Raw genomic sequence first — 24,711 nt, forward strand, 5'->3', positions numbered from 1 at the left:
TGTCAGGCCTCCTTGGCCCGGTCTTCGTGCAGCGCGTCGGACAGGAGTTGCTCGGCGTCCTGCGGAGCCAGCGCGGCCAGTTCGGCCAGTTCGGCCGCCAGGGCCTCGGTCGCGTCGTCGGCCGCCTCGGCCGGGCCGGTTGCCGCACGGGCCTCCAGGCGCTGCCGGACCGCGTCGGCCAGCGCCGCGGGTGTCGGCTCGGACAGGACGTCGGCCAGCGGCACCTCGACGGAGAAGTACCGGCGGATGTCGGACAGCAGCCGGACGATCAGGAGCGAGTCGCCGCCCTGCTCGAAGATGTCGGCCTGCGGCGACAGGCCCTCGCTGCCGAGCGCTTCCGCGATCAGCCGGGTCACCTGCGAGGTGAGATCGGCGGCGTCCGGGCCGATGTCCGGCAGGTCCTGGCCGGGTGCCGCGGACCCGTCGGCGGGCCGGCCGATCCGGGGGTCCCGCACCCACTGGTCGAGGCGGTGTCCGATGTCCCAGGTGGACACGGCCACATGGGAGACGTCGCGCAGGGTCAGCAGGCGGCGGACGGCTTCCAGGCCCTCCTCGGGCTGGATCGCCTTGTCGTCCATGCTGCGGCCGATCGCGGACAGGGCCCGCTTCTCGTCCTGGTGGTGCTGCCAGACGTCCCAGGCGGCGCTGATCCAGACGGTGCGGTCGAGGTCCCGGTTGGCCCGTTCGGCAGCGGCGTCCATGAAGTGGTTGGCGGCGCCGTAGGCCAGCAGCCGCAGTCCGCCGAGGACACCGGCCAGCGAGGAGAGCAGCAGGCAGAAGTCGACCCGCCGTCCGGCCAGCACCTCCTCCAGGGCGATCTGGCCGTGGGCCTTGGGCACGAAGTGCCACCGGCACTGTTCCACGCCGGACTCGGTGACCGGGCGGTCCCACCGCTCGCCGGGCAGACCCGCGGCGTGGATCACCCCGTGCAGTGCGCCGTACCGTTCCTCGACGCCCTCCACCGCCGCCCGCAGCGCCGGTGTGTCGGCCACGTCGGCGTGCACCAGGAAGGTGGTGGCCCCGGCGTCCTGGAGGGAGCGCAGGCGGCCGATCCGCAGGGCGGTCTCGTCGTCGGCCCCGTGGCTGTCGAGCCACGCGTCCCATTCCGCGCGGTCCGGCAGGGGGTCGCGGGTCAGCAGCGCGAGGCGGGCCCCGGTCTCGCGGTGCAGCCAGTGCGCGAGGAGCGAGCCGATCTCGCCTAGTCCGCCGGTGATCAGGTAGACGCCCTCGGGCCGCAGCCGTGAGGTGGCCTCCGCGGACCAGTCCGCGCGCACCGGCCGCAGGTCCGCCACCCAGCGCCTGCCGCCGCGCAGTGTCACGGCCAGCTCGGGGGGCCGGGTGCCGGCGATCTCCGCGGCCAGCGTGCGCAGCGACCGTTCGTCGGGGTCGGCGGGCAGGTCGAAGTGGCGGGCGCCGATGTTGCCGTGCTCCTGGCCGATGACCCGGGCGGCGAGTGCCAGGGGCGCCAGTTCGGCGACGGGTTCGGGATCGGCGGGGCCGACGGCGTAGGCCCCGGCGCTGACGATGTCGAGCTGGACGGGATCGGTGACGCCGTGTGCGCTGAGCGCCTTCACCAGGGCGATGAGGCTGTACAGCCCGTGGCGCTGGGCCTTTTCGAAGCGTGCCACGCCCCGTTCGGACGACAGCGGGGCGGTGGACCAGGCGTGGACCACGTGCCCGGGGAGCCGGTTCTCGGCGAGGAGTTCGGCGACCAGCCGGTGGTGGTCCTCCTCGGAGTCGGGCCGCACGGTGAAGGCGGTGCCGTCGCGGGAGTAGCCGCTGCCGGAGGTGACCGTCAGCACTTCACCGGTCAGGGCGTGTGCTGCCAGCCGGGCGGCGACACGGCCCGTTCCGGCTCCCGCGTCGGCGTCAGCGTCCATGTCGACGGCTGTGCCCGTGCCTGCGCCTGCGCCTGCGCCAGTGTCCGTGTCCGTGTCCGTGTCCGTGTCCGTGTCCGTGAAGAGCAGTACCGGCTCGGTGAGCGGAGCGGGCTCGGCGTCGAGTGTGCCGACGGCCTGGTGCCACACCGGCACGGTGAACCACTCGTCCAGCGGCAACTTGGGCACGGTGGTGGAACTGTCGCCGCCCGTCCCGGAGAGGCTGCCGGTGCCGGGCTCGACCCAATAACGGTTGCCCTCGAAGGGATAGGTGGGCAGCGGGACCTTACGGCGGCCCCGGCCGGCGTAGTAGCCCTGCCAGTCCGGGGTCAGGCCGAGCGCCCACAGGCGGCCCAGCGCCGCGGTGAGGGCGGGGAGGTCGGCCGCGGGGTCCTTGCCGCGGGCGGTGGAGGTGAGCACCGGTATGCCGGTCTCCCGGTCCGGGTGGCGCCGGGTGAAGGTGGCCAGGGTGTGACCGGGTCCCACTTCCACGAAGACCTGGTCCCCCTTGGTGAGCGCCGTGGCCACGTCGTCCGCGAACCGGACCGGCGCGCGCAGGTGGGCGCCCCAGTAGGCGGGGTCGGTGGCCTCCTCGTCGCGGATCCAGGTGCCGGTCAGGTTGGACAGGAAGGGGATCCGCGGGCGGCGCGGCCCCACCTCGCGCAGCAGCCGGGTGAGGGGTTCCACCGCCGGTTCCATCATCGCCGAGTGGAAGGCGTGCGAGGTGGCGACCTTGCGGTGGGTGATGCCGTCGGCGGTGAGTTTGGCGGTGAACGCCCGCATGGCGTCGTGGCTGCCCGCCACGGTGCACACGGTGGGCTCGTTGACGGCCGCGAGATCCACCCCGTCGCCCAGGTAGGGGGTCAGCTTCTCGGGGCCTGCCATCACGGCAGCCATCGCTCCCTCGGGCAGGGCGTCGATCAGCCGACCCCGCTCGGCGACCACCTGCAGCGCGTCCGGCAGGTGGAACACCCCGGCCAGCGTGGCGGCGACGTACTCGCCGATGCTGTGCCCGATGAGGGCGGCGGGACTGATCCCCCAGGCCATGTACTGCCGGGCCAGCGCGTACTCCACCGCGAACAGCGCGGGCTGGGTGAGACGGGTGCGCCTCAGGTCGTACCGCTCGTCCCGCTGGTCGCGCTGGTGGCGCTGGTCGCGCGAAGCCGGGTGCAGCGCGTCGCGCAGGTCGAAGCCGAGAGAGGGTTCGAGCAGTTCCGCGCACTCGTCGAGAACCCGGCGGTAGACGGGCAGTTGCTCGTACCAGCCCCGGCCCATGGCGGGGTACTGCGCGCCCTGGCCGGGGAGCAGGAAGGTGACCGGCCGCGGGGCGGGGTGGCCGGAGTCCTGGTGGACGTGCCGGGGTTCACCGGTGCGCAGCGCGCGGACGGCGGTCTGCCGGTCCGGCGCCGTGACCACGGCCCGGTGGTCGAAGGTGTGCCGGGTGGTGGCCTGGGTGTACGCGGCGTCGTCCAGGTGCGTGTCGCCGAGCGGGCTCCGCAGCGCGGCCTCTCCTGGTGCGGTGGCCTCCAGGTGGTCGGCGAGCGCGAGACGTGCCTTCTCCAGCGCGGCCGGGGACTTGGCGGAGACCGGCAGCAGCACCACGGTCGGAGCGGGGGCGGCGCCCGGCGCCTCGGCGGCGGCGGGTGGTGCCTCCTCCAGGACCACGTGGGCGGTGGTGCCGCCCATGCCGGTGGAGGTGACGGCACAGCGCAGGGCCGAACCGTCGGCCTGCCACGGCTCGGCGGCGGTGGCCACCCGGAAGCGGGATCCGTCGGTGGCGCACTCCGGGTTCCACGCGGTGAAGTGCGGCATCGGCACGATCGTGCGGTGGTGCAGCATCAGCACGCACTTGATCAGGCCGGCCACCCCGGCCGCGGTGCTCAGGTGACCGATGTTGGCCTTCACCGATCCCAGGGTGAGCGGCCCGTCGGTGCCGTACGCCTGGCGGGCCGCCGCGAGTTCGATCGGGTCCCCCATCCTCGTACCGGTGCCGTGTGCCTCCAGATAGCTGACGGTGGCGGGGTCGACCCCGGCGACGCCGAGGGCCTCGGCGAGTACCGCGGCCTGTCCGGAGACGCCCGGAGCGGTGTATCCCGCGCGGTCGTTGCCGTCGTTGCCCACGGCCGAGCCGAGCAGCACGGCCCACACGGTGTCGCCGTCGGCCAGCGCGTCCTCCAGCCGTTTGAGGACGACGACTCCGGCGCCGTTGCCGAACACCGTGCCGTCCGCACCGGCGTCGAAGGGCCGTACCCGGCCGGAGGCGGAGGTGATGCCGTCGGGCTCGTGCAGGTAACCGGCCTCCTGCGGGAAGCGCAGGGCGACACCGCCGGCCAGCACGAGGTCGCACTCCTGGGACAGCAGGCTCTGGGCGGCCAGATGAACGGCGACCAGGGAGGTCGAACAGGCCGTCTGCACACCGAAGCTCGGGCCGGTCAGTTTGAGGTGGTAGGAGGCGCGGGTGGTGAGGTGGCCGGGGTCGTTGCCCATCAGGGTCGCCATGTCCTGCTGCATCCGCTCCAGCGAGCCGTTGAAGCCGCGCTCGCCGGTCAGCACGTTGTTCAGCAGGTACGTGCTGTGCAGCGAACCCGCGAAGACGCCGACGCGGCCCGGGTAGACCTCGGAGTCGTGGCCGCTGTGCTCCATGGCCGCCCAGGCGGTCTGCAGGAACAGCCGCAGCTGCGGGTCCATGCGCTCGGCCTCGCGGGAGCTGAGGAAGAAGAAGGACGCGTCGAACCGGTCGGTGTCCTCGACGACCGCGGCCCGGCGCACCCGGCGTGGGTCGGCGAGGGCCTGTCCAAAGACCCCCGCGGCCGTCAGCCGCTCCTCGTCGAGGTCGGTGATGTGCTCGGTGCCCGCGAGCAGGTTCTGCCAGTAGTCCTGATGGTTCCTGGCGCCCGGCAGACGGCAGTCCATGCCGACGACGGCGATGCGTCCGGCCGGTGAGGGGGCGTCCTGAAGCTCAGCCATGCGTGCCTCCTGGGGCGGTGCGGCGCTGATCGCCGACGGGCGGAGTGGGGTGGGTGACGGGCCGGGGAGTGGATTCGGAGTGGGTGGTGGGTCGGAGGACGGGTTCGGAGGGGGTGGTGGGTCGGAGGACGGGTTCGGAGTGGGTGGTGGGTCGGGAGGCGGGTTCGGAGGGGGCGGCGGTACGGACCGCCGCGCGGCGTGGTGTGCGGGCGGTCCGGCGGCGCAGGCCGCGGGCGGCCCCCTGGGCGGCGTCGTCGGACGGCGGCCCGTTGCGTTCCGCGGTCAGCCGGGTGACCAGGGCGGACAGGGCCCGGATGGTCGGGGCCCGGTAGAGATCGGTCATGCGCAGGGCGGGAACGAGGGAGCGGGTGAGGCGTTCGTGGACGGCGGCCATCCGCAGGGAGGTGCCGCCCAGATCGAAGAAGTTCTCCTCCGGGCCGGGCGCCCGGACACCGAGTGCGTCCCGCCAGGCCTCGGTGACGGCGTCCTCCACCGGCCCCCGCGTCGCCGGTGCGGGCCGGGCGCGAAAAGGCCCGGTGGCGGTGAGCGGATCGGGCAGGGCCGCGCGGTCGATCTTGTGGTTGGCCGTCAACGGCAGTTCACGCAGGGGCAGATAGGCGGTGGGCACCGCGTGATCGGGAAGCGTGCGGCGCAACTGCGCGCGGAGCGCGGCGGGTTCGAGCGCGGTGCCGTCCTCGAACACGACGTGGGCGGCGAGTTGACGTTCTCCCATACCGTCGGTGTACGGCGCCACCACCGCCTCGCGCACCTGCGCGAGCTGTTTGAGGGCGGCCTCCACCTCACCGGTCTCCACCCGGATCCCGGAGATTTTGACCTGCGTCCCCCGGCGCCCGACGAGCAGCAGCGTCCCGTCGTCCAGCCGCCTGGCCAGATCGCCCGTACGGTACGTCCTGCCGTCCGGGGCCGCGCCCGGGGCGAGGTACTCGCTGACCACGACGATCTCGCCCTCGCCGGGCCCGTGCACCGTGCGGCCGTCGTCGACCAGCCGGACTTCCGTCTCGGGCACCGCCCGGCCCAGCGGGAACACCCCGGTGGGCGGCCGGTAGGCGAGGTCGGCGACCCGCAACAGGGCGCAGGAGCACTCGGTGGAGCCGTAGGCCCCGGCCACCCGGCAGTGCGGCTCGAAGTGGCGCCGGCAGGTGTCGAGGTCGGCGAGGTGGAGGGTGTCGCCGCCGAGGGCGAGCACGCGCATGGCGGGCAACCGCACCCCACGGGTCTCCATGGCACGCGTCAGGGCCCGGAAGACCGGCAGCGTGGAGTGGTACACGGTGACCCGCTCGTCGGCCAGCCACCCCAACAGGCCGGTGACACCGAGCGTTCTGAGGTCCACCGGGTACAGCGCGGCCCCGTTCAGCAGCGCGGTGAAGGTGTCCTGGACCGCCGAGTCCCAGCTGTACGCGGACTGCAGGGAGAGCCGGTCGAGGGGGCCCACCCTCAGCCCGTCGGTCCAGACACGGGTGTGGTGCAGCACGTTGCGATGCGTCTGCGTGACGGGCTTGGGGCGGCCGGTGGAGCCCGAGGTGAACAGGACGTACGCCTCCGACTCCGGGCGCGCGGGGCTCTCTTCCGGCAGGGGGTCGTCGGTTAGGAGGGGCGCTTCCGGTACGGGCTCGTCCAGTACCGGCTCGTCCAGTGCGGGCTCGTGCCCGGCCAGGTCCGCGTACGGGAGCACCGGGCAGGACTGTCCGTCGGCGATCAGCCGGGCCGTCCCCATGTGCCCGGGGCCCGCGACGAGCGTACGGATGCCGGAGTCGGCGGCCATGCCGGCCAGTCGCGGTGGCGGATAGGCGGCGTCCAGCGGGACGTAGGACAGCCCGGCGCGCAGCGCACCGAGGAGGGCGCCGACCATCTCGGCTCCGTGCGAGAAGAGCAGTCCGACCCGGTCGCCAGGCCGCAGGCCCGCCCCGGTCAGAGCGCCGCACACGCGCGCGGACAGTTCCGCGGTCTGCCGGTAGGTCCGGCGGACGTCCGGAGTGACGACGGCCTCCCGGTGGGGGAAGGCGTCGGCGGTCCGCAGGAAGCGGTGGATCAGGGTGCCCGCCCGGTCGGCGTCCGGGAACGGGCGGTGGCCGGTGTCCACGACGGATACCGGAGCGGTGTCGGTCATGTGCGGCTCTCCTCGGCCGGTCCGTAGGCGAAGACCACCGCCGGGTGGGCCGGGCGTCCTCGCAGTTCGGCGTACGCGTCGGCGGCCTGCTCCAGCGGCAGCCGCGGAAGCCCCATCCGGTCGGGGCGAATGGCCCCGACGGCGATCAGGTCCAGGGCCCGCTGCAGGTTCTCGGTGACGGTCGCCTGGCCCCGGGGCGGGGTGACATCGGTGTATCCGCGGGCGTAGGCGAAATCGCGGTAACCGGCTCCGCAACGGGCCGCGTACCGCAGATCCAGGTTGCCCAGCCCGACGCTGAACTCGACCCGCGCGGCGAACCGTCCCACGCCGACCACCCGTGGCCGGTCGGGGGCGCGGGCGGCCCATCGGGCTGCCTCGGCCAGCGTGCCGCTCGTCTCTCCCGTACCGCAGAGGAAGACGCAGCGGGCACCTCCGGCCGGGGTCGGCGGGCCGGACGGGAAGGGCGCCTCCCACACCGGCACGCCCAGCGCCTCGGCCGTGCGCAGACGGCCGGGGCGCAGGTCGGTGACGCTGACCCGGTGCCCGGCGGCGGCGACGGTCTGGGCGATCAGCAGTCCGACCATTCCCGCGCCGACGACCGCGACTTCGTCGCCGGGCCGCAGTTCGGCGCGGTCGACGGCGTGCACGGCGGTGGCGGCCAGGTTGGCCACGACCGCGTCGGCGAGGTGCACGGTGTCGGGCACCGGTCGGCACAGCCGGTAGGGCACGACGATCACGTCGCCGTGGGTGGCCTCGCCCCATCCCATGGCGGTCACCCGGTCGCCCACCGCGAAGCCGGTCGCGCCGGGGCCGACCGCTTCCACCGTGCCCGCCGAGCAGTAGCCCAGCGGGAAGGTCTCGCCGGTGCCCATCAGCCGGTCAAGGTAGTGCAGTTCGGTGCCGGGACTGATCAGGCTGTATGCCGCGCGGATGCGCAGCTCGCCGGTGCCGACCGGCCCGACGCCCACCTCGACCGGCTCGGGCAGCGCGCCGCGGCCGGCCAGCAGTCGTCGCGACAGGACCGTGCGGGTGTCGACGGCGGAGGTCATCGGTTGCTCCCTCGGTCGGCGGCGGTCAGCCGGTCCGTCGGCGGGTCCTGGCCGGGTACGGCGATCCACCGCTCGTCCGGGACGATCTCCATCTCCTCCCGGTGACCGGGGATCGGGCCGTCCGGTACGGGCCTGCCGGACCTCTCGTACGAGGCACGGCGGTTGCGTTTGCGCTCCAGGCCGAGATTGAGCCCGGACAGGTCCGTGGGGCTGCCGGTGAAGAAGCCGTGGTCCCGGGCGGCGGCGACCGCGGCGGCACCGGCCTCGGTACGGACGAACACCCGGCCGTGCTTGAGTTCGCGCGCCCCGTCCACGCTGGCGGCGAAGATGTTGGGATCGCCGTCGCTGACGCTGACGTCGGCCAGACCCGACAGCCAGTCCCCGCACGACAGACAGCGGTACGTCTTGTTCTTCGCGAAGTCGCGCACGGCCTGCCAGAACGCCACCCGGTGGTCGCCGCCGTCCCGGGTGCCGATCGCGATCTCACCGGGGTAGTCGCCCTCGCGGTAGCGGAGCCGGACCACGGAGTCGACCGGGACCAGCGCGCGTTCCTCGATGACGGCCCGGGTGCCCTCGGGGCGGGTGCTGGAGGAGCAGGCGGGTTCGACCGCGAGCACGACGTGGTCGCGGGCCCAGCGCCCGGCGGCGGTGTCCATGGCCTGGAGCTTGCGCAGCGCCTGGATGTGGCAGGCGACGCCGACCACGGCCACGTCGGCGTCGGGTTCGGTGAGCATCACGTCGCGGAGCGCGCCCAGGTAGGGGGCGAGCTGGTACGTGGACTGCGCGGTCTCCGCCAGCAGTCGCGGCTCCCGGACCAGGGCGGGGGCGGCCCGCCAGGGCTGCTCCGGGTCCCGGCCCATCGTCAGCACGACGTCCGTGCCGAGCACCGTGAGGGCGGTCTGGAGGAGTGCGGTGAGGCTGCCGCCGCTCGCGGACGCCTCGAAGACGACGGGGTCGAGCGCGTGGCCGGCGAGCACCTCGGAGAAGATGCCGGTCCACCGCTCCCGCGGAGTACGGCTCCGGCCGAACAGCCTCGTCTCGGCGGCCGGGGTGCCCGGGTCGGCGCCGGGGCAGACGTCCAGGCAGTCCCGGCAGTCGCCGCAGTCGGACTCGGTCCATGAGGGTTCGGTGAGCACCGGATCAAGGTCCGAGAAGCCCACCACCCCGGCCGGGCAGGCGAGTTGGCAGGCCCCGCACACGGTGCACAGGTCCTTCTGCAGCACCGCTTCGGAGAGTTCCTGGAAGGTCATCGCAGGACCCCTCCCGCCTGGCGGGCTCCCGACTGACCGGCTTCTGCTTCGTCGGCATCGGAGACCGCGGTGGCGTCGGCGTCGGAGACCGCGGTGGCGAGGCCGTGGAGGAGGAATCCGAGCTCGTCCTCCGTCAGCAGGGCCGGTGGGACGATCTTGACGGTGGCGCCTTCCGGTCCCCCGCCGAACAGCAGCAACCTGGCCTGCGACGCGGCCTCGACGACCGCCTCGGCGCGCGCCGGGTCGGGTCGGCCGTTCCGCACGCAGTCGAAGGCCGCGAGGGCCCCGGCGGTGCGCACGGAGGCCATCCACGGGTGGTCGGCGGCCAGTTCGCCGAGCCGGTCGTCGAGCCGCTGCCCCAGGACCCTGGCCCTGGCCGGCACGTCCTGGTCGACCAGGGTGTCGAGGACCGCCGAGGCGGCGGCACAGCACAGCGGGCTGCCGGAGTAGGTCGACGTCTGCACCCCGGGGGGCAGCGCGTCCATGACCCGCTGTTCCCCCAGTACGGCGCTGATCGGGAAGCCGTTGCCCAGCGTCTTGCCAACCAGGGTCAGATCGGGGGTCTCTGCCATGAGTTCGGCCGTGAACATCCGCCCGGCACGGCCGAGTCCGGTGTAGATCTCGTCCAGCACCAGCAGGGCGCCCCGGTCGTGCGCGGCCCGGGCGATCCGGTCCAGCAGTGCCGGGTCGACGGTCAGCATCCCCTCGGTGACCTGGATCGGCTCCAGGACGACGGCGGCCACTCCCCCGTGGTGCTCGGCTTCGTCCAGTGCCGCGGTCAGGTCCGGCAGGACGGCCGCCGTCCCACCCGAGCCGTCCTCGTACGGACGCCGTGGATCGGGCAGTGTGGCGGTGAAGACCGGGCCGGGCGGCCCGGCGCTGAACCGCTTGAACTCGGCTCGCCAGGTGAGTGCCAGGGCCCCGGCGGTCTTGCCGTGGTATGCGTGGCGGAAGCTGACGACGGACCGGTGTCCCGTCGCCGCGCGGGCCACCTTCAGGGCGGCCTCGACGGCTTCCGCGCCGGTCACGGTGGGCAGCACCGCGGGCTCCCGGTAGGGGGACAGCGCGCCCAGTCGGCGGACCATCCGGATACGCGGATCGGAGTTCAGCTTGCAGCCGGTGTGGACGAGCCGGGTCAACTGGGCGGCGGCGGCCTCGACGACCGCCGGATGCTGGTGGCCCAGGGTGGCCGCCCCGCTGCCGGAGGTGCCGTCGAACCAGGCGGTGCCGTCGCCGGTACGGAGCCAGGGTCCGTGGCCGGAGCTGAACGCGGGGCCCGCCGTGGTACCGGTCGACCGGGCTTCGTAGGCCGTGCGTAATCGGTTGCTGTTCATCACAGGGTGACCTCATGGATCGCGGCGCCGACCGCCCGCAGGACGGCGGTGAAGCCGGGGAAGGACGTGGAGTGGCAGGCACCACCGGTGATCGTGGTGCGCCCGGGCAGAGCCGTGGCCAGGGTGGCCGCGGCCATGGCGATGCGGTGGTCCTCGAAACTGGGTACGGTCCCGGCGGACAGCACGGCGGTGCCGCCCGCCCGCGGCCCGTTCACCGTCAGCCCGTCCTGTTCCACGCGGACGCGGGCGCCGAAGGCGGCGGCCATCCGCGCGGTCGTGACGAGCCGGTCCGTTTCCTTGAACCGCAGTTCCCCGGCGCAGCGGATCGTCGACGTGCCGGGCAGCCGGGCCGCGACCACGGCGAGCAGCGGCACCTCGTCGATCAGGGCGTGCAGTGTCCCGGGGTCGTCGGCCGTCACCGCCCGGACGCCGTCCAGGCCGGCCCTGGTGACGACCGTACCGACAGGTTCGCCGCCGGCGGTGGTGCGCAGGTCCTGGTAGTCGATGGCCGCCCCGGCGCGACGCAGGACGTCGAAGAAGCCGGTCCTGGTCGGATTCAGGCAGACGTCGGGGATCCGCAGTTCTCCGGTGCCCCGCAGCAGGTGCGCGGCGACGGGATAGGCCGCGAGCGACGGGTCGCCGGGAACGTCGATGACCGGCGGCACGGAGCAGGGGCCGCCGTCGTAACCGACCACACCGGGGCCCTCGGTCAGCCGGACACCGAAGGCGGCGAGCATCCGCTCGGTGTGGTCCCGTGAGCGCACGGGGTGGCGCAGTTCGGCCGGTACGCCGGCCGCGACCGCGCCGAGCAGGACGGCCGAACGGGCCTGGGCGCTGCCGACGGCCAGCTCCACCCGCCGGGAGCGGTGCACCCGGCCGCCCACGATCACCGGCAGCCGGCCGGGGTGACCCAAGTAATGGATTTCCGCGCCCAGTTCGTTGAGGGGAGTGACGATCCAGTCCATGGGGCGGTGCCGCAGCACCTCGTCCCCGTCCACGACGGCACCGCGGCCGGCGCCCGCGAGCACCCCGATCAGAAGCCGGGCGGCCGCGCTGGAGCCCGCGGTCTCCAGATAGGGGAGGCCGTCCGGCCCCAGCGGGAGGCCGTCCGGCCAGTGCGGGATCCCGTGGTGGGGGCGCACCGGCTGCGGGACGGGGGCGGCGCGGCGCACGGTGAGGACGTTCCCCTCGACGAGGGTGTCCAGGCCGAGCGCCCGCAGGGCCGGGAACAACGCGCGGACCGCGCCGCCCAGGTTGGCGTTGCGGATCGTGAGCCGCTGCGGCGCGCCGGGCAGCAGGGCGGCCAGCAGGGCGCGGTGGCTGACCGACTTGTCGCCCGGCACGTCGACGGTGGACGCCTGATCGCCGGTTCTGCCGCCCTCCACGACGAGGTCGGGCGAGATGGTCGCGGGCCTGTCAGGGCCCTTCACTTCCAGCACGGACACACTCCCATGGCGACCGGACAAGATCGGCCGCCGGAATCGAGACGGACTGGGCGGCACCGCTCGGTACGCGGCCGCCCGGCGGCACGAGGCCGCTGCGCGTGTAAGGGGGATGCGGGTACGAGGTTTCGCGTGCGCGGTGTTCCGGTGCGCGGTCTTCATGTGCGCGGTGTTCATGTGATCGGCGCGGAGGGGGCCGCAGCAGGTGCCGCGGTTCGGGCCACAGCCGACCGGTCGGGCTCGCTCGGTCAGTGCGTCCGGACGGGCTGTTCCGCGATCTCCAGCACCGTGGCGGTCCAGACGAAACCGACGCCCATGCCGACCAGCAGCACAAGGTCGCCCTCGTGCAACACACCGGTACGCAACTGGTGTTCGAGTGCCAGGAACTGGTCGCTGTTGGCGAGGTGGCCGATGCGCCTGCCCCACCGCCAGGCGGTGCGTTCCACGGGCAGCCCCAGCGGTTCCAGGAACACCCGGGTGAGCATCTCGTGCCCCAGGTTCGACACCAGCACCTGGGCGATGGCGTCCAGCTTGGTGCCCGCCTCGGACAGCGCGCGGTCCACCGCGGCGACGACCTGGGCCTCGAAACGGCGCTGCACCTCGGACGAGGAAGTGGTGCGCAGGAAGGCCTTCTTGCCCGGTCCGGCGTCCAGCGGCCCGCGCCGCAGTGTCGACGACGCCAGCGGCGCCTCGCCCCGGTGCATCTGTTCCAGCTCGGAGTCGGCCCGTGTCGCGATGCCGAGGACCCGGGCGACACCTCGTCGGCGGGACATCACGACGGCTGCCGCTCCGTCACCGAAGACCATGCCCTTGTTCGTCCGCCATCGGTCGAACTCGCCGTCGAACCGGTCCGCACAGGTGATCAGCACAGCCGTGTCCGCGTACTGCCCCAGGTGGTTCCTGGCCAGGTCGAGCGCGAACATGCCGCCGTTGCAGCCCTGCCGGATCTCCAGTGCCGGGGCCCCGGCGGCGACGGTGTACCGCTCCACGTACGACGCCGCGGCCCATGCCTCCGGGCCCTGGCGGTACGCGGTGGCGTGCAGCAGGAGGCTGACGTCCTGCGGGCGGTGCCCGGAGCGCAGCAGTGCCTGCCGGCCCGCTCTGACCGCCATCTCGGCCGGCGAGAGCAGAGTCTCCACAGCCACTGACTCCAGGCGGTCCTTGCCGTTCCAGACCTGTTCGTAGCGGCCGTCCGCGACCGCTTCCCTCACCGTGGTCCGGTCGGCGGGCACGTAGCCGCCGATCCCGGAAAGGTAGACGTCGTCCACTGTTCGCGACCCCCGTTGGTCGTCATCGATCTCGGCCGCCACTGTTCCCGGCCGTCATCGGTCCTGGTCGTCATCGGTCCTGGTCGTCACTGATCCCGGCCCCTCAACGGCCCTGGAGATGGGCCGGCTCGGCCGTCACCGGTCGAACAGGTCGGGCTCCTCGCGGAGGACCTGGTCGCGCAGCGGCTGGAAGTTGATCCAGCCCATGTCGTCGTTGCCGAGCTGGTCCCGCGCCGCGCAGGCGGTCCCGTGATCGATGGGGACCACCCGGCCGGCGGCCTTGGCCAGCAGCTGCGCCTGGCAGGAGCGCTCCATCGTGATGAACCACCAGGCCGCGGCCTCGACGGAGCGCCCGACGGTGAGCAGCCCGTGGTTGCGCAGGATCACCGCCTTGTGGTCGCCGAGGGCGACGGCGATGCGCTTGCCCTCCTCCAGGTCGGTCACCACGCCGTTGTAGTCGTCGTAGAGACCGTGCGCCTCGTAGAACGCGCAGGCGTCCTGGGTCAGCGGCTCCAGCTTCGCGCCCATGGACGACAGCGCCCTGCCGTGCAGGGAGTGGCTGTGCGCCGCGGACACCACCTCGGGGCGGGCGCTGTGGATCCGCGAGTGGATGGCGAACGCCGACTCGTTGACATGGTGGCGGCCCTCGACCACCGCGCCCTGGGCGTCGACGAGGACCAGGTCATCCCGCCGGATGTGCCTGAAGGAGACCCCGTAGGGGTTGGCCCAGAAGAAGTCCGTGTGCTCGGGATCGCGGGCGGTGATGTGCCCTGCGGTTCCCTCTTCGAATCCGAATCTGCCGAAGAGGCGGAATGCCACCAGAAGGCTCTCCTGGCGATGCTTCCGTTCTTCCTTCACATCCTCGTACGAATGCGGCCAACGGAAAAACAATTGATCTTTCGGTATTGGCTTCAGATCATGGAGACTCATGCGTCGACTCCACCCCCGTGGATTTTGACTGAGCCGATTCTCGCGTATGCCAGGCATCGCCTAGATCGCTTTGGAGGCTACCCCAGAGTCGCCGAGCCGTGTCAATCCCATTATCGCAAAGAGCAATTTTGCGATCGCCTCAAAATCGTTTCGAACAATGGCCGGATAGCGTTGCCGGAATGATTTCCTCAGCTCGGACAAAACTCCCACGAGGTAACCCCTGTGGCGTGGAGTCACAGGCTCCTCGGTGAAATCTCAACATCAGGTTTGTCGTTTTTTGTCCAGAAAATTACGATATATCTTCATAGATGATCAAGTGACGGCTCTCAAAGTGGTGGCTGATTCTGCCAGCCGGTCCCTACAGTCGGCATATGCACGCTGCGGTTACTGACTCCGTTCACTCCTTATGCGACGACTACGTCACCCGCCACGCAGACCTGGACCCGGTCGCCGCCACCGTTCGAGGCATCCCCGGCCAGGAGGGCCGGCTGACCGACTACTCACCCGAGGGCCACCGCGCCCGCTCCGACCTGAACGCCGCGGCACTGCGCGCCGTGGCCGCCGCCCGGCCGCGGGACACCGCCGAGGCCACCGCCCAGACCGTCTTCGCCGAACGCGTGGGGATGGAGGTGGAGATCCACGACGCCGGGCTCGACAGCGCCGCGCTCAACGTCATCGAGAGTCCGGTACAGCTCCTGCGCTCGGTCTTCGACCTGATGCCGACCCGCGCCCCGGCGGACTGGGCGGTGATCGCGTCCCGGCTGGCCCGGGTCCCCGAGGCCGTGACGCGCCTTCAGGAGGGCCTGCGGCACGCCGCCTCCCGCGGCACGGTGGCGGCGCTGCGCCAGGTCACGGGGTGTGCCGCGCAGTGCGACAGCTGGGCGGCGGGGTACTTCGCCACACTGACCGCCGACGCCGACGTACCGGCCGCGCTCCGCGCGGACCTGGACGCGGGCGTGCGGGCGGCCTCCGCGGCCTACTCCGGACTGGCCCGCTTCCTGCGCGACGAGCTGGCCCCGTCGGCGCCGGTCCGGGACGCCGTCGGCGCCGACACCTACCGGTTGTGGCTCCGCTACTTCACCGGTGCCGCGCTGGACCCGGTCGAGGTCCACGCCTGGGGCTGGCAGGAGTTCCTCGCCATCGAGGCCGAACTGCGGCAGGTGGCCGACCGGATCGCGCCAGGCGCCGGACCGCGCGGGGCGGCCGCCGCGCTGAATGCCGATCCGGCCTGTCTGGCGGAGGGAGCGGAGGCCTTCCGGCGCTGGGCACAGGACCTCTCCGACGCGGCGACGGCAGAGCTGCGCGGGTCGCATTTCGACATCCCCACGCGACTGGCCACGCTGGAGTGCCGGATCGCGCCGGCGGGCGGTGGCACGTACTACACCGGCCCCTCGGACGACCTCTCCCGGCCGGGCCGCGTGTGGTGGTCGCTGCCCGCGGGCCGGACCCACCACCCCACCTGGCGCAAGGTCACCACCGTGTACCACGAGGGCGTTCCCGGCCATCACCTGCAGGTCGGCACCGCCGTGCTGCAGGCCGGCCGCCTCAACCGCTTCCAGCGGCTGGTGTGCCACGTGTCGGCCCACAGCGAGGGCTGGGCCCTGTACGCGGAGCGGCTGATGCGGGAACTGGGCCACCTGAAGGACGACGCCGCCCTCATGGGCATGCTGGACGCGCAACTGTTCCGCGCGGCGCGGGTGGTCATCGACACCGGTATGCACCTCGAACTGCCCGTCCCGGCCGGCGTCGGCTTCCACGAGGGCGAACGCTGGACGCCCGAGCTGGGCCGGGACTTCCTGCTGACCCGCACGCTCATCGATCCGGGCGGCGTGGACGAGGAGATCGACCGCTACCTGGGCTGGCCGGGACAGGCCGCCTCGTACAAGCTCGGCGAGCGGGTGTGGTGCGCCGCCCGCGACGAGGCCCGCCGCCGCCATGGCCCGGCGTTCGACGCCAGGGCGTTCCACAGCCGCGCGCTGAGTCTGGGCGCCATGGGTCTGGACACGCTGCGCGAAAGTCTGGCGGCCCTGTGAACGACCATTCCGTTTGAGGCTCTTCGCCCACGTATTACAGAGGCGAAGTATCCGTACATCGTGCAGGCCATGCAGTCGATTCACGAAAGGGGCGGCCTATGCATTTCTCGCGGAACTGTATGGCGGCCCCGTTCCGGAGAGAAATTTCACGGCACCGGCAATCCGGCCCTGACTCGGTGTCGAATACTGGAAGACACTGACACCCGCTCATATCTGTTCTCCGCAGGTCTCTTCAGGCTTTTCAAGATCCCTTCAGGCGTGCAACCGCCGCTGAACCGGCATGCGGCTGCCCCGAAAGAATCCAGGAATGGGCGGTACGGACACCATGCTCGATTCCCTCGCGCGGGACGTCCTCGCGCACGACCGGCGCGCACCGGACTCTCCGGCGCTGCTGTGGAACGGCGCCACGCTCACCTACGGCGAGCTGGCCGCCCTCGCGGGCACGGCCGCCGACCGGCTCGCCGAGCCGGACCTCCACGGGGACGCCCCGCTGGCGGTCCGCGCGGTGAAGTCCCCCGCGTCGCTCGCCCTGGTGCTGGCCTGTCTGCTCGCCCGGCGGACCGTTCTGCTGCTCTCCCCCGACCTGGGCCGGCAGGCCGCGGCCCGGCTGGCGGAACGGGCGGGCTGCGGCGGGCTTCTCGTGCCGGGCGCGCACGGAGGGGCCGCACTCGAACCGGTCCGAGTGGCCGCCCGGGCGGCGCCACCCGGCTCCGCCCTGCTGCTCACCACCTCGGGATCGACGAAACTGCCGAAGACCGTCTGCCTGAGCCACACCGCGCTGGACCGGTTCACCCGCTGGGCCGGCAGTGCCTTCCCGCTCGGTACGGGCCACCGGGTGCTCAGCTACGCCCCGCTGAACTTCGACCTCAGTCTGTTCGACGTCTGGGCGACCCTGCGGCACGGCGGGTGTGTGATCCCGGTGGACCCCGGCCGGGCCGCCGACCCGCGTCACCTGGTGCGGCTGCTCAGGGAGACCGGGCCCGAGGTCGTCCAGGCGGTGCCGACGCTGTTCCGGCTGCTGTCCGAGGCCGGGACGGACACCGGGCCCTTCACCTCGGTCCGCCATGTGCTGCTCACCGGCGAGCACACCCCACGTCCCCTGCGCGGCCGACTGGCCCGGCTCTTTCCCCTGGCCGAGTTCCACAACGTGTACGGCTGCACGGAGACCAACGACAGCCTGCTGTACTCGTGCGGCGCGCGGGAGGCGGCCGACCTGGAAGCACTGCCGCTGGGCGGCCCGCTGCCGGGCGCCCGTGTCCGGCTGGTCTGCGACGGCCGTGAACTGGACGGGCCCGGCACCGGCGAACTGCTCGTGCACACCCCGTTCCAGGCGGACGGGTACCTGGGCGCGGAAGACCCCGACGACAGGTTCGTACGTCCCGCGCCGGGCACCTCGGAGCCGGTCTGGTTCCGGACCGGCGATCTGGTCCGGCGCGACACCGAGGGCGAGCTGACCCTGGTCGGGCGCGACGACTTCCAGGTCAAGGTGGGCGGCGTCCGGGTCAGCCCGGAGGCGGTGGAACAGGTGGCGCAGAGCCATCCCGAGGTCATGGAGGCCGCGGTGGTAGCGCTCGCGGCGCCCGGCCCCGCCACCCGCCTGCACGCCCTGGTGCGGGTGGCCCCCGACTGCGCGGTCACCGGCCTGCAACTGCTCACGCACTGCTCCGCCTGGCTGCCCCAGGCGGCCGTCCCCACCGTCCATCTCACGCGCGAACCACTGCCCACCGGCATCACCGGCAAGGTCGACCGCGCCCAGGTGCGGTCCGTACTCGCCGCCAGGCACCACGCCCGTCCGTACCGACCCACTCAACCGGAGTCCTCAGCATGAGCCTGCGGCACGAGATCACCCAGCACATCGTCGCCACCTACCTGCCCGACACCTCCGCCGCGGACCTGGAGCCGTCGCTGGACCTGTTCGACACGGGGGTGCTGAACAGTCTCCAACTGCTGGAGCTCATCGGCTGGCTGCGGGAGCGCTACCGCCTCCCGGTCGAGGACCTGGACCTGTCGCTCCAGTCCTTCCGGTCGGTGGCGGCCATCCAGGACTTCGTCGAAACGAACACGCCCACCGGCGCAACCGGCACCACCGGCGGAAAGACGCACTAGGGGAAAGACATGCTGATACGCACGAAGGAAGAGGCCCCGGTCGTCGAGTGGGGCAACGGCCTGAGCCACCGCCTGCTGCTGCGGGCCGACCGGATGGGCTTCTCCTTCTGTCACACCGTGGTACGGGCGGGCACGAAGTCCCGCCTTGAGTACCGCAGGCACCTGGAGGCCTGCTACTGCATCACCGGGCGCGGATGGATCTCCCTGCCCGACGGGAGCGCCACCCACGAGCTGCGCCCGGGCGTCCTCTACGCCCTGGACCAGCACGACGCGCACTTCCTGATCGCCGCGCCGGACGCCGACCTGGAGCTGATCAGCGTCTTCAACCCGCCCCTGCAGGGCGGCGAACGGCACAACCTGGACCAGGACGAGTTCTCGCACTACTGACGGGCTACCTACGGGCTACTTACGGGCCGCCGGCGGGCTGCTGACGGACCACTGACGGGGGCACCATGAGGCACTGGACAGACGAGCAGAGGGCGCTGCGGACCACCGCGGAGGCCGTCGGCGCGGACGTGCGCGCCGGACACACGGAGCGGGACGCCCACGGCGAGTTCGCCTGGGACGGCTGGAGACACCTGCGCGACATCGGGCTCTTCGGGACACCGTTCGACAGCGCCTGGGGCGGCTCGGGCCTCGCCCTGCCGACCATGATGTACGTCTTCGAAGGCCTGGGGTACCGCTGCCCCGACGCCGGGCTGGTCTTCTCGGCGTGCACGCACATCGTGAGCACCGGCGTTCCTCTCCAGCGGTTCGGTTCGAAGGAACTGAAGGCGCGGTACCTGCCGGGGGTGTGCGCGGGCGACGTGATCGGAGCGCACGCGATCACCGAGCCGGAAGGCGGCTCGGACGTGCTGGCGATGCGCACCACCGCCAGGCAGGAGGGCGAGGAGTTCGTACTCGACGGCGGCAAGGCCTTCGTGACCAACGGCCCGATAGCCGACCTCGTGGTGGTGTACGCCCGTACCGGGGCTGCCGGACACCTCGACGGCATCACGGCGTTCCTGGTCCCGACGGACACCGCGGGGGTGACGTGCGGCCGTCCCCTGACGAAGATGGGCCTGCGCACCTCACCGCTGTCCGAACTCTTCCTGACGGACGTCCGGATACCCCGCTCACATGTGCTGGGGACCGTGGGGTCCGGGTTCCTGGTCCTCGACGAGGTCATGAAGTGGGAGATCCTCTGCGGCTTCGCCGGGATCCTCGGCGAGATGCAGCACCGTCTTGAGCGCTGTGTCGAACACGCCCGCGGGCGTACTCAGTTCGGCCGGCACATCGGTGCCAACCAGGCGGTCTCGCACCGCATCGTCGACATGCAGATAGGCCTGGAGACCTCCAGGAAGTGGCTCTACGACACGGCGGACAGGTTCACCGCCGGCAAGAGCGTCGCCACCGACCTGGCCATCACCAAGCTGGTGGTGAGCGAGGCCAACGTCTCCTCCGCCCTGGCCGCCGTACAGCTCTTCGGGGGCCACGGCTACACCGCGGAGTACGGCCTCGAAGGGGACCTGCGCAACGCGGTCGCCGGAACGATCTACTCGGGCACCTCCGAGATCCAGCGCGAGCGGCTGGCGGCCTTCCTCGGACTGTCCCGGGCCGCCGCCCCGGGTGTGAGGGAGCGGACGGCATGACGACCGAGATCGGCACGGGGCTGCGGCCCACGCGCTTCCTGGACCACGAGTCGCCGGTGGTACGGGAGTTCGTCCGCGAAGCCCTGCGCACGACGGATCCCGGCAACCCGGTGGACGCCGCGGTGGCCCTCTACTACGCCGTCCGTGACGGCATCCGCTACGACGTGTACGACTGCGACCTGTCCGCCGACGGCCTCAGGGCCAGCAGCGTCATCGAACGCGGCGCCGGGTTCTGCGTCCACAAGTCCATCGTCTACGCCGCCGCGGTACGCGTCGTGGGCATCGAGAGCCGGCTCGTCTACGCGGACGTCCGCAACCATCTCGCCTCGCCCCGGCTGCGCACGCTGATGGGCGGTGACGTCTTCCGCTTCCACAGTCTGACCTCCGTACGGCTCAACGAGGCCTGGGTCAGGGCGACTCCGGTGTTCAACGCACTGCTGTGCACGCTGTACGGCATCAAACCGCTCGACTTCGACGGACGGGCGGACAGCTACTACCACCCCTACGACGAGCAGGGCCGGCGCCACATGGAGTTCCTGGCCGTGCGGGGCGAGTTCGACGACTTCCCGTACGCGGAGGTCGTCGGCGGCATCCGGGAGGCGCACCCCCTGCTGTTCGCGGGCACGCACACCACGACCGCGGGCTCGCTCGTCTCCGAAGCGACCGGCACGACCCCGGTGGAGGGACCCTGACATGCGAAGGACGAAGTTCCTGCTGGGTGAGGAAGACACGCCCACGCACTGGTACAACCTCGCGGCGGACCTCCCGGGAGGCCCGCTGCACGCCGCGCTCAACCCCGCGACCCGGGAGCCGCTGACCCGCGCGGAGATGGCGGCCACCATGCCCGAGCCGCTGATCGACCAGGAGACCAGCACCGCCCGGGAGATCGCGATACCGGAGGAGGTCCGCCGCGTCTACACCTTGTGGCGCCCCTCCCCCCTGTTCCGGGCGCACCGCCTGGAGCGCGCCCTGGACACCCCGGCCCGTATCTACTACAAGTACGAGGGCGGCGCCCCGACCGGCAGCCACAAGCCCAACACCGGTATTCCGCAGGCGTACTACAACAAGCTGGCGGGCCGGACCGGGCTGGTCACCGAGACCGGGGCCGGCCAGTGGGGCAGCGCCGCGGCACTGGGCGCGGCGTTCTTCGGCATGACCGCCAAGGTCTTCATGGTCAGGGTGAGTCACCAGCAGAAGCCCTACCGCCGGGCGCTGATGGAGACGTACGGCTCCGAGTGCGTGGCGAGCCCCAGCACGCGGACGGCGGTCGGCCGGAAGATCCTCGCCGACGACCCGGACAACCCCGGCAGCCTCGGCATCGCCACCTCGGAGGCGCTGGAGACGGCCGCCGGGGACCGGTCACTGGGGTACGTGCTCGGCAGTGCCGCCAACCATGTGCTGCTGCACCAGACCGTGATCGGCCAGGAGGCCGTGCGGCAGATGGAACTGGCCGAGGACCACCCGGACGTCGTCATCGGCTGTGCGGGCGGCGGCAGCAACCTGGCCGGTCTGGCCTTCCCGTTCCTCGGCGCCCGGCTGCGGGGCGGCAGGCCCGTGCGGATCATCGCCGTGGAGCCGGCCGCCTGCCCCACCCTGACCAGGGGCACGATCGCCTACGACTACGCCGACTCGGCCGGACTCGGTCCGCTGTTCCGGATGCACACCCTCGGCCACGGCTTCGTACCGCCGCCGGTGCACGCCGGAGGACTGCGGGCCCACGGCATCGGCCCGGCGGTCAGCCGGGCCGTCGAGGACGGGCTGATCGAGGCGACCGCCGTGGGCCAGGTCGCCTGCCTCGAAGCGGGTGTCCAGTTCGCCCGTACCGAGGGCATCCTGCCGGCCCCGGAGTCCACCCACGCCCTTCGGGTCGCCATCGACGAGGCGCTGCGCTGCCGCGAGGAGGGCCGCTCCCGGGCCATCCTCTTCGGCCTCTCCGGACACGGGCACTTCGATCTGGCGGCCTACCAGAAGTACGCCGCGGGCGAGCTGACCGACGGCGAGGCAGACAGCCGCGGGCTGGCTCTGGCCGCCGCCGGCATCCCGGGGGCGGGCGGGGCATGAGCGCGCAGTCGTCCACCGCGTACGCCGCCCGCGCCACGGGCCCGGCCACCCGGGTCGCCGTGGTGGACGCCGACGGTATGGGCGCCTTCCTGCCCGACGCGCTGGCCCGCGAGGGCGTGCAGAGCGTCCGGGTGCGGTCGGAGGCCCCGAACCCGTACCTCGCGAACCGGCCGGACCGGGCGGAGCGGGCGGAGCGGCCCCCGGAGGTCACGCACCGCGGTGACCTGGCCGCCACGGCCGACGCGCTGCGCCGGTACGGGGTGGACCGCGTCGTCGCCGGCGCCGAGTCGGGCGTCCTGCTGGCCGACGCGCTGTCCGCCGGACTCGGCACACCGGGACACGGGATGAGCCGGCCGTCGGCCCGGCGGGACAAGTACGAGATGGCCTGCGCGGTGCGGGAGGCCGGGCTGGCCACGGCAGCGTGTCTCGCGACCGACAGCGCCGACGAGGTGGCCGCGTGGGCACGCGGGCACGGCCGGTGGCCGGTCGTGCTCAAGCCACTGGCCAGCGCCGGTACGGACAACGTCCTGTTCTGCCGTTCGGAGGCGGAACTGCGGGCCGGGACGGCCACCATCAGGGCCGGCCGCGACCGGTACGGCGGCCGCAATCTCGCCGTGCTCGTCCAGGAGCATCTGGCGGGCGAGGAGTACTTCGTCAACACCGTCAGCAGCGGTGGCGTACACCATGTGGTCGAGGTGTGGCGGTATCACAAGCGGCCGGTCGGCGACCGTCCGATGTACGACCACGAGGAGCCCGTGCCCCCGGACGACCCGGTGGTGGGTGTGCTGACGGCGTACACGCTGCGGGTGCTCGACGCGCTGGAGATCCGCAACGGCGCGGCCCACACCGAGGTGATCACGACCGGGCGTGGCCCCGTACTGGTGGAGTGCGCGGCCCGCCACGGCGGTTCGCACACGCCGTCCGTGGTGTCCCGGTTCCTGGGCACCGACCAGCTGGCGTGTCTGGCGCGCGCCGTCGCCCACCCCGAGGAGGCCGCGCGGGGACAGTTGCCGCGCTACCGGCCGCGCGCCCATCTGCGGTACGTCACCCTCCGCTCGCCCCGGGACGGCGGCCCGCTGTCGGCCGAGCGGTTCGCGCCGGTACGGGCCCTGGGCACGTTCGTCGAGATGGCGCTGACCATCCCGGCGGGCACCGTGCTGCCGCGCACGACGGACCTCGCCTCGTCCCCCGGCTACGTGTACCTGGGCTCCGCCGACCCCGCCCGTGTGGCGGCGGACTACCGGCGGCTGCGCGCGCTGGAACGCGGCGACCTGTACGGCGACCTGTAGCGGCCCCGGCGGTAAGGGCCACCACCCCACCCGGTGAAAGGTATGGAGACCCATGAGCAAGGCGAACGAGACCGTTTCCGGTCTGTCCGAGTACCCCGCGGACTGGACGCACACCGCCAAACTGATCTTCCCCGGCCCGCCGCTGGTCGTGCCGGGAGCCTGTCTGAAGTGGTACGACATCCGCCGCGCCGACGACGAGGCGGCCCCGCACGTCACGGACGGGGCACGCGCGTTCCTGACCGAGCGGGCCGCGGCCAAGGAGGTGGAGTTCCGGGGGGAGTTGGGCTTCGTGCTGCTGCACCTGGACGGCGGCAAGTACTACCTGCTCGTCTGTGTGTGGCGGGACCGCGACGAGATGTGGCAGGGCCTGTTCCACCAGGACGACGGCGGCTTCGTGCCGTACCCGCCCAAGCCGGGCCTGCTGCGCCCCACCCAGAACGTGGTTGAGCTGGACGCCACCTCGCACGAGCGGCGCGGCTGGTCGCGCTATCTGCGCTCGGCCCGTGACACCGCCGCGAAACAGGCGTACCTGGACGACGCGTGCACCGGGGAGCTGGTGTAGCCGATGTCGTGGACGACACCGCCGCCACGGAGGCTGGTCATCCTCGGGGTGGCCGCGAGCGACTGCCATGTCGTGGCCAACCAGCTCATCGCCCGCTTTCTGCGGGACGAGGGCTTCGAGGTGGAGAACCTCGGAGCCTGCACGCCCGTCGAGGAGTTCGCCCGGGCCTGCGTACGACGTCCGGAGGCGGAGGCGCTCCTGGTGGGCAGCCTGAACGGGCACATCCACGAGGATCTGCGGGGCCTGCGGGAGGCGAAGAGGTCCGGGCGCGTCCACTGCCCGGTGGTGGTCGGCGGGAACCTCTCCGTGGGAAGCGGCAAGAGCCTCGCGTCGGACCGGCGGCTCTACGCCCTGGGGGTGGACCGGATCGTCCACGACCCGGCCGCCCTCCCCGCGGTGCTGGCCGAACTGCGCACCGCGGACGGGCACGCCGTCGCCGACCGGACCGTCGCCGACCGGACCGTCGCCGACCGGACCGTCGTGGACCGAGCCGTCGTCGGCCGACCCGCCGGCGGGCAGGCCGTCGGCGTGGAGGTCAGCGGCGCAGGGGCCGTCGGCGTGGGGGCCGCGTGGTCCGGACACGCCCGCGTCTCATGACCGGGCCGCCGCCGGCCGGGCACTCCGGGGTCGCGGGTCCGTGCCGGGGCAGGGGGTCGGATGCGGACCGGGACGCGGGGTCCGGGACGGGCCGGGACGCGGGGTCCGGGACGGGCCGGGACGCGGGGTCCGGGACGGGCCGGGACGCGGGGTCCGGGACGGGCCGGGACGCGGGGTCCGGGACGGG

The 24,711-nt window shown here is 72.7% G+C and carries 18 protein-coding genes; 10 read left to right on the forward strand and 8 right to left on the reverse strand.

Annotated features, from left to right (window positions below; all coding sequences use genetic code 11):
• Nucleotides 1–2: 2 nt before the first annotated feature.
• The 8 genes from ACH4DZ_RS36425 to ACH4DZ_RS36460 form a co-directional block, all read right to left on the reverse strand.
• Nucleotides 3–4,844, reverse strand: a complete 4,842-nt coding sequence (locus ACH4DZ_RS36425; protein WP_398292601.1) for a beta-ketoacyl synthase N-terminal-like domain-containing protein — start codon at nt 4,842–4,844, stop codon at nt 3–5.
• Nucleotides 4,837–6,972, reverse strand: a complete 2,136-nt coding sequence (locus ACH4DZ_RS36430; protein WP_398292603.1) for an AMP-binding protein — start codon at nt 6,970–6,972, stop codon at nt 4,837–4,839. The genes ACH4DZ_RS36425 and ACH4DZ_RS36430 overlap by 8 nt, the downstream gene beginning before the upstream one ends.
• Entirely contained in the window at nt 6,969–8,021 is a 1,053-nt protein-coding gene (locus ACH4DZ_RS36435; RefSeq protein ID WP_398292605.1) for an alcohol dehydrogenase catalytic domain-containing protein, read from the reverse strand. Before ACH4DZ_RS36435 ends, ACH4DZ_RS36430 begins: the two co-directional genes overlap by 4 nt.
• Nucleotides 8,018–9,271: a Coenzyme F420 hydrogenase/dehydrogenase, beta subunit C-terminal domain gene (locus ACH4DZ_RS36440; RefSeq protein WP_398292607.1), complete on the reverse strand. Its 1,254-nt coding sequence runs from the start codon at nt 9,269–9,271 to the stop codon at nt 8,018–8,020. The genes ACH4DZ_RS36435 and ACH4DZ_RS36440 overlap by 4 nt, the downstream gene beginning before the upstream one ends.
• On the reverse strand, nt 9,268–10,605 hold the full coding sequence (locus tag ACH4DZ_RS36445; RefSeq protein WP_398292609.1) for an aspartate aminotransferase family protein: 1,338 nt from the start codon (nt 10,603–10,605) through the stop codon (nt 9,268–9,270). Before ACH4DZ_RS36445 ends, ACH4DZ_RS36440 begins: the two co-directional genes overlap by 4 nt.
• Complete coding sequence (locus tag ACH4DZ_RS36450; protein WP_398292611.1) at nt 10,605–12,044, reverse strand: 3-phosphoshikimate 1-carboxyvinyltransferase; 1,440 nt, start codon at nt 12,042–12,044, stop codon at nt 10,605–10,607. The genes ACH4DZ_RS36445 and ACH4DZ_RS36450 overlap by 1 nt, the downstream gene beginning before the upstream one ends.
• Before the next feature lie 251 nt (nt 12,045–12,295).
• The gene (locus ACH4DZ_RS36455) at nt 12,296–13,315 is read right to left on the reverse strand and encodes a ketoacyl-ACP synthase III family protein (protein WP_398292613.1); all 1,020 of its coding nucleotides are present in this window, start codon (nt 13,313–13,315) and stop codon (nt 12,296–12,298) included.
• A 135-nt stretch (nt 13,316–13,450) separates the two neighbouring features.
• Nucleotides 13,451–14,245, reverse strand: coding sequence for a class II aldolase/adducin family protein (locus ACH4DZ_RS36460; RefSeq protein WP_398292615.1), 795 nt, complete (start codon nt 14,243–14,245; stop codon nt 13,451–13,453).
• 371 nt (nt 14,246–14,616) lie between these two features.
• Here ACH4DZ_RS36460 and ACH4DZ_RS36465 point away from each other — a divergent pair, with 371 nt between their 5' ends.
• The 10 genes from ACH4DZ_RS36465 to ACH4DZ_RS36510 all read left to right on the forward strand — a co-directional run bounded on the left by ACH4DZ_RS36465 (nt 14,617) and on the right by ACH4DZ_RS36510 (nt 24,524).
• Nucleotides 14,617–16,278, forward strand: coding sequence for a DUF885 domain-containing protein (locus ACH4DZ_RS36465; RefSeq protein WP_398292617.1), 1,662 nt, complete (start codon nt 14,617–14,619; stop codon nt 16,276–16,278).
• A gap of 307 nt (nt 16,279–16,585) precedes the next feature.
• On the forward strand, nt 16,586–18,106 hold the full coding sequence (locus ACH4DZ_RS36470; protein ID WP_398292619.1) for an AMP-binding protein: 1,521 nt from the start codon (nt 16,586–16,588) through the stop codon (nt 18,104–18,106).
• Nucleotides 18,103–18,384, forward strand: a complete 282-nt coding sequence (locus ACH4DZ_RS36475; RefSeq protein ID WP_398292621.1) for a phosphopantetheine-binding protein — start codon at nt 18,103–18,105, stop codon at nt 18,382–18,384. Before ACH4DZ_RS36470 ends, ACH4DZ_RS36475 begins: the two co-directional genes overlap by 4 nt.
• A gap of 9 nt (nt 18,385–18,393) precedes the next feature.
• Entirely contained in the window at nt 18,394–18,771 is a 378-nt protein-coding gene (locus tag ACH4DZ_RS36480) for an ectoine synthase (protein WP_398292623.1), read from the forward strand.
• A 65-nt stretch (nt 18,772–18,836) separates the two neighbouring features.
• Entirely contained in the window at nt 18,837–20,015 is a 1,179-nt protein-coding gene (locus tag ACH4DZ_RS36485; RefSeq protein WP_398292625.1) for an acyl-CoA dehydrogenase family protein, read from the forward strand.
• Nucleotides 20,012–20,707, forward strand: coding sequence for a transglutaminase family protein (locus ACH4DZ_RS36490; RefSeq protein WP_398292627.1), 696 nt, complete (start codon nt 20,012–20,014; stop codon nt 20,705–20,707). The genes ACH4DZ_RS36485 and ACH4DZ_RS36490 overlap by 4 nt, the downstream gene beginning before the upstream one ends.
• A 1-nt stretch (nt 20,708) precedes the next feature.
• Nucleotides 20,709–22,076, forward strand: a complete 1,368-nt coding sequence (locus ACH4DZ_RS36495) for a TrpB-like pyridoxal phosphate-dependent enzyme (protein WP_398292629.1) — start codon at nt 20,709–20,711, stop codon at nt 22,074–22,076.
• Nucleotides 22,073–23,365 carry an ATP-grasp domain-containing protein gene (locus ACH4DZ_RS36500; RefSeq protein WP_398292631.1) on the forward strand — a complete coding sequence of 431 codons (1,293 nt, stop codon included), beginning with the start codon at nt 22,073–22,075 and terminating at the stop codon, nt 23,363–23,365. Before ACH4DZ_RS36495 ends, ACH4DZ_RS36500 begins: the two co-directional genes overlap by 4 nt.
• Before the next feature lie 52 nt (nt 23,366–23,417).
• On the forward strand, nt 23,418–23,927 hold the full coding sequence (locus tag ACH4DZ_RS36505; protein ID WP_398292633.1) for a hypothetical protein: 510 nt from the start codon (nt 23,418–23,420) through the stop codon (nt 23,925–23,927).
• 3 nt (nt 23,928–23,930) lie between these two features.
• Nucleotides 23,931–24,524, forward strand: a complete 594-nt coding sequence (locus tag ACH4DZ_RS36510; RefSeq protein WP_398292635.1) for a cobalamin-dependent protein — start codon at nt 23,931–23,933, stop codon at nt 24,522–24,524.
• Nucleotides 24,525–24,711 lie beyond the last annotated feature (187 nt).

Source organism: Streptomyces sp. NPDC017991, from assembly GCF_044328075.1.
In the GTDB taxonomy this organism is placed as follows: Bacteria; Actinomycetota; Actinomycetes; order Streptomycetales; family Streptomycetaceae; genus Streptomyces.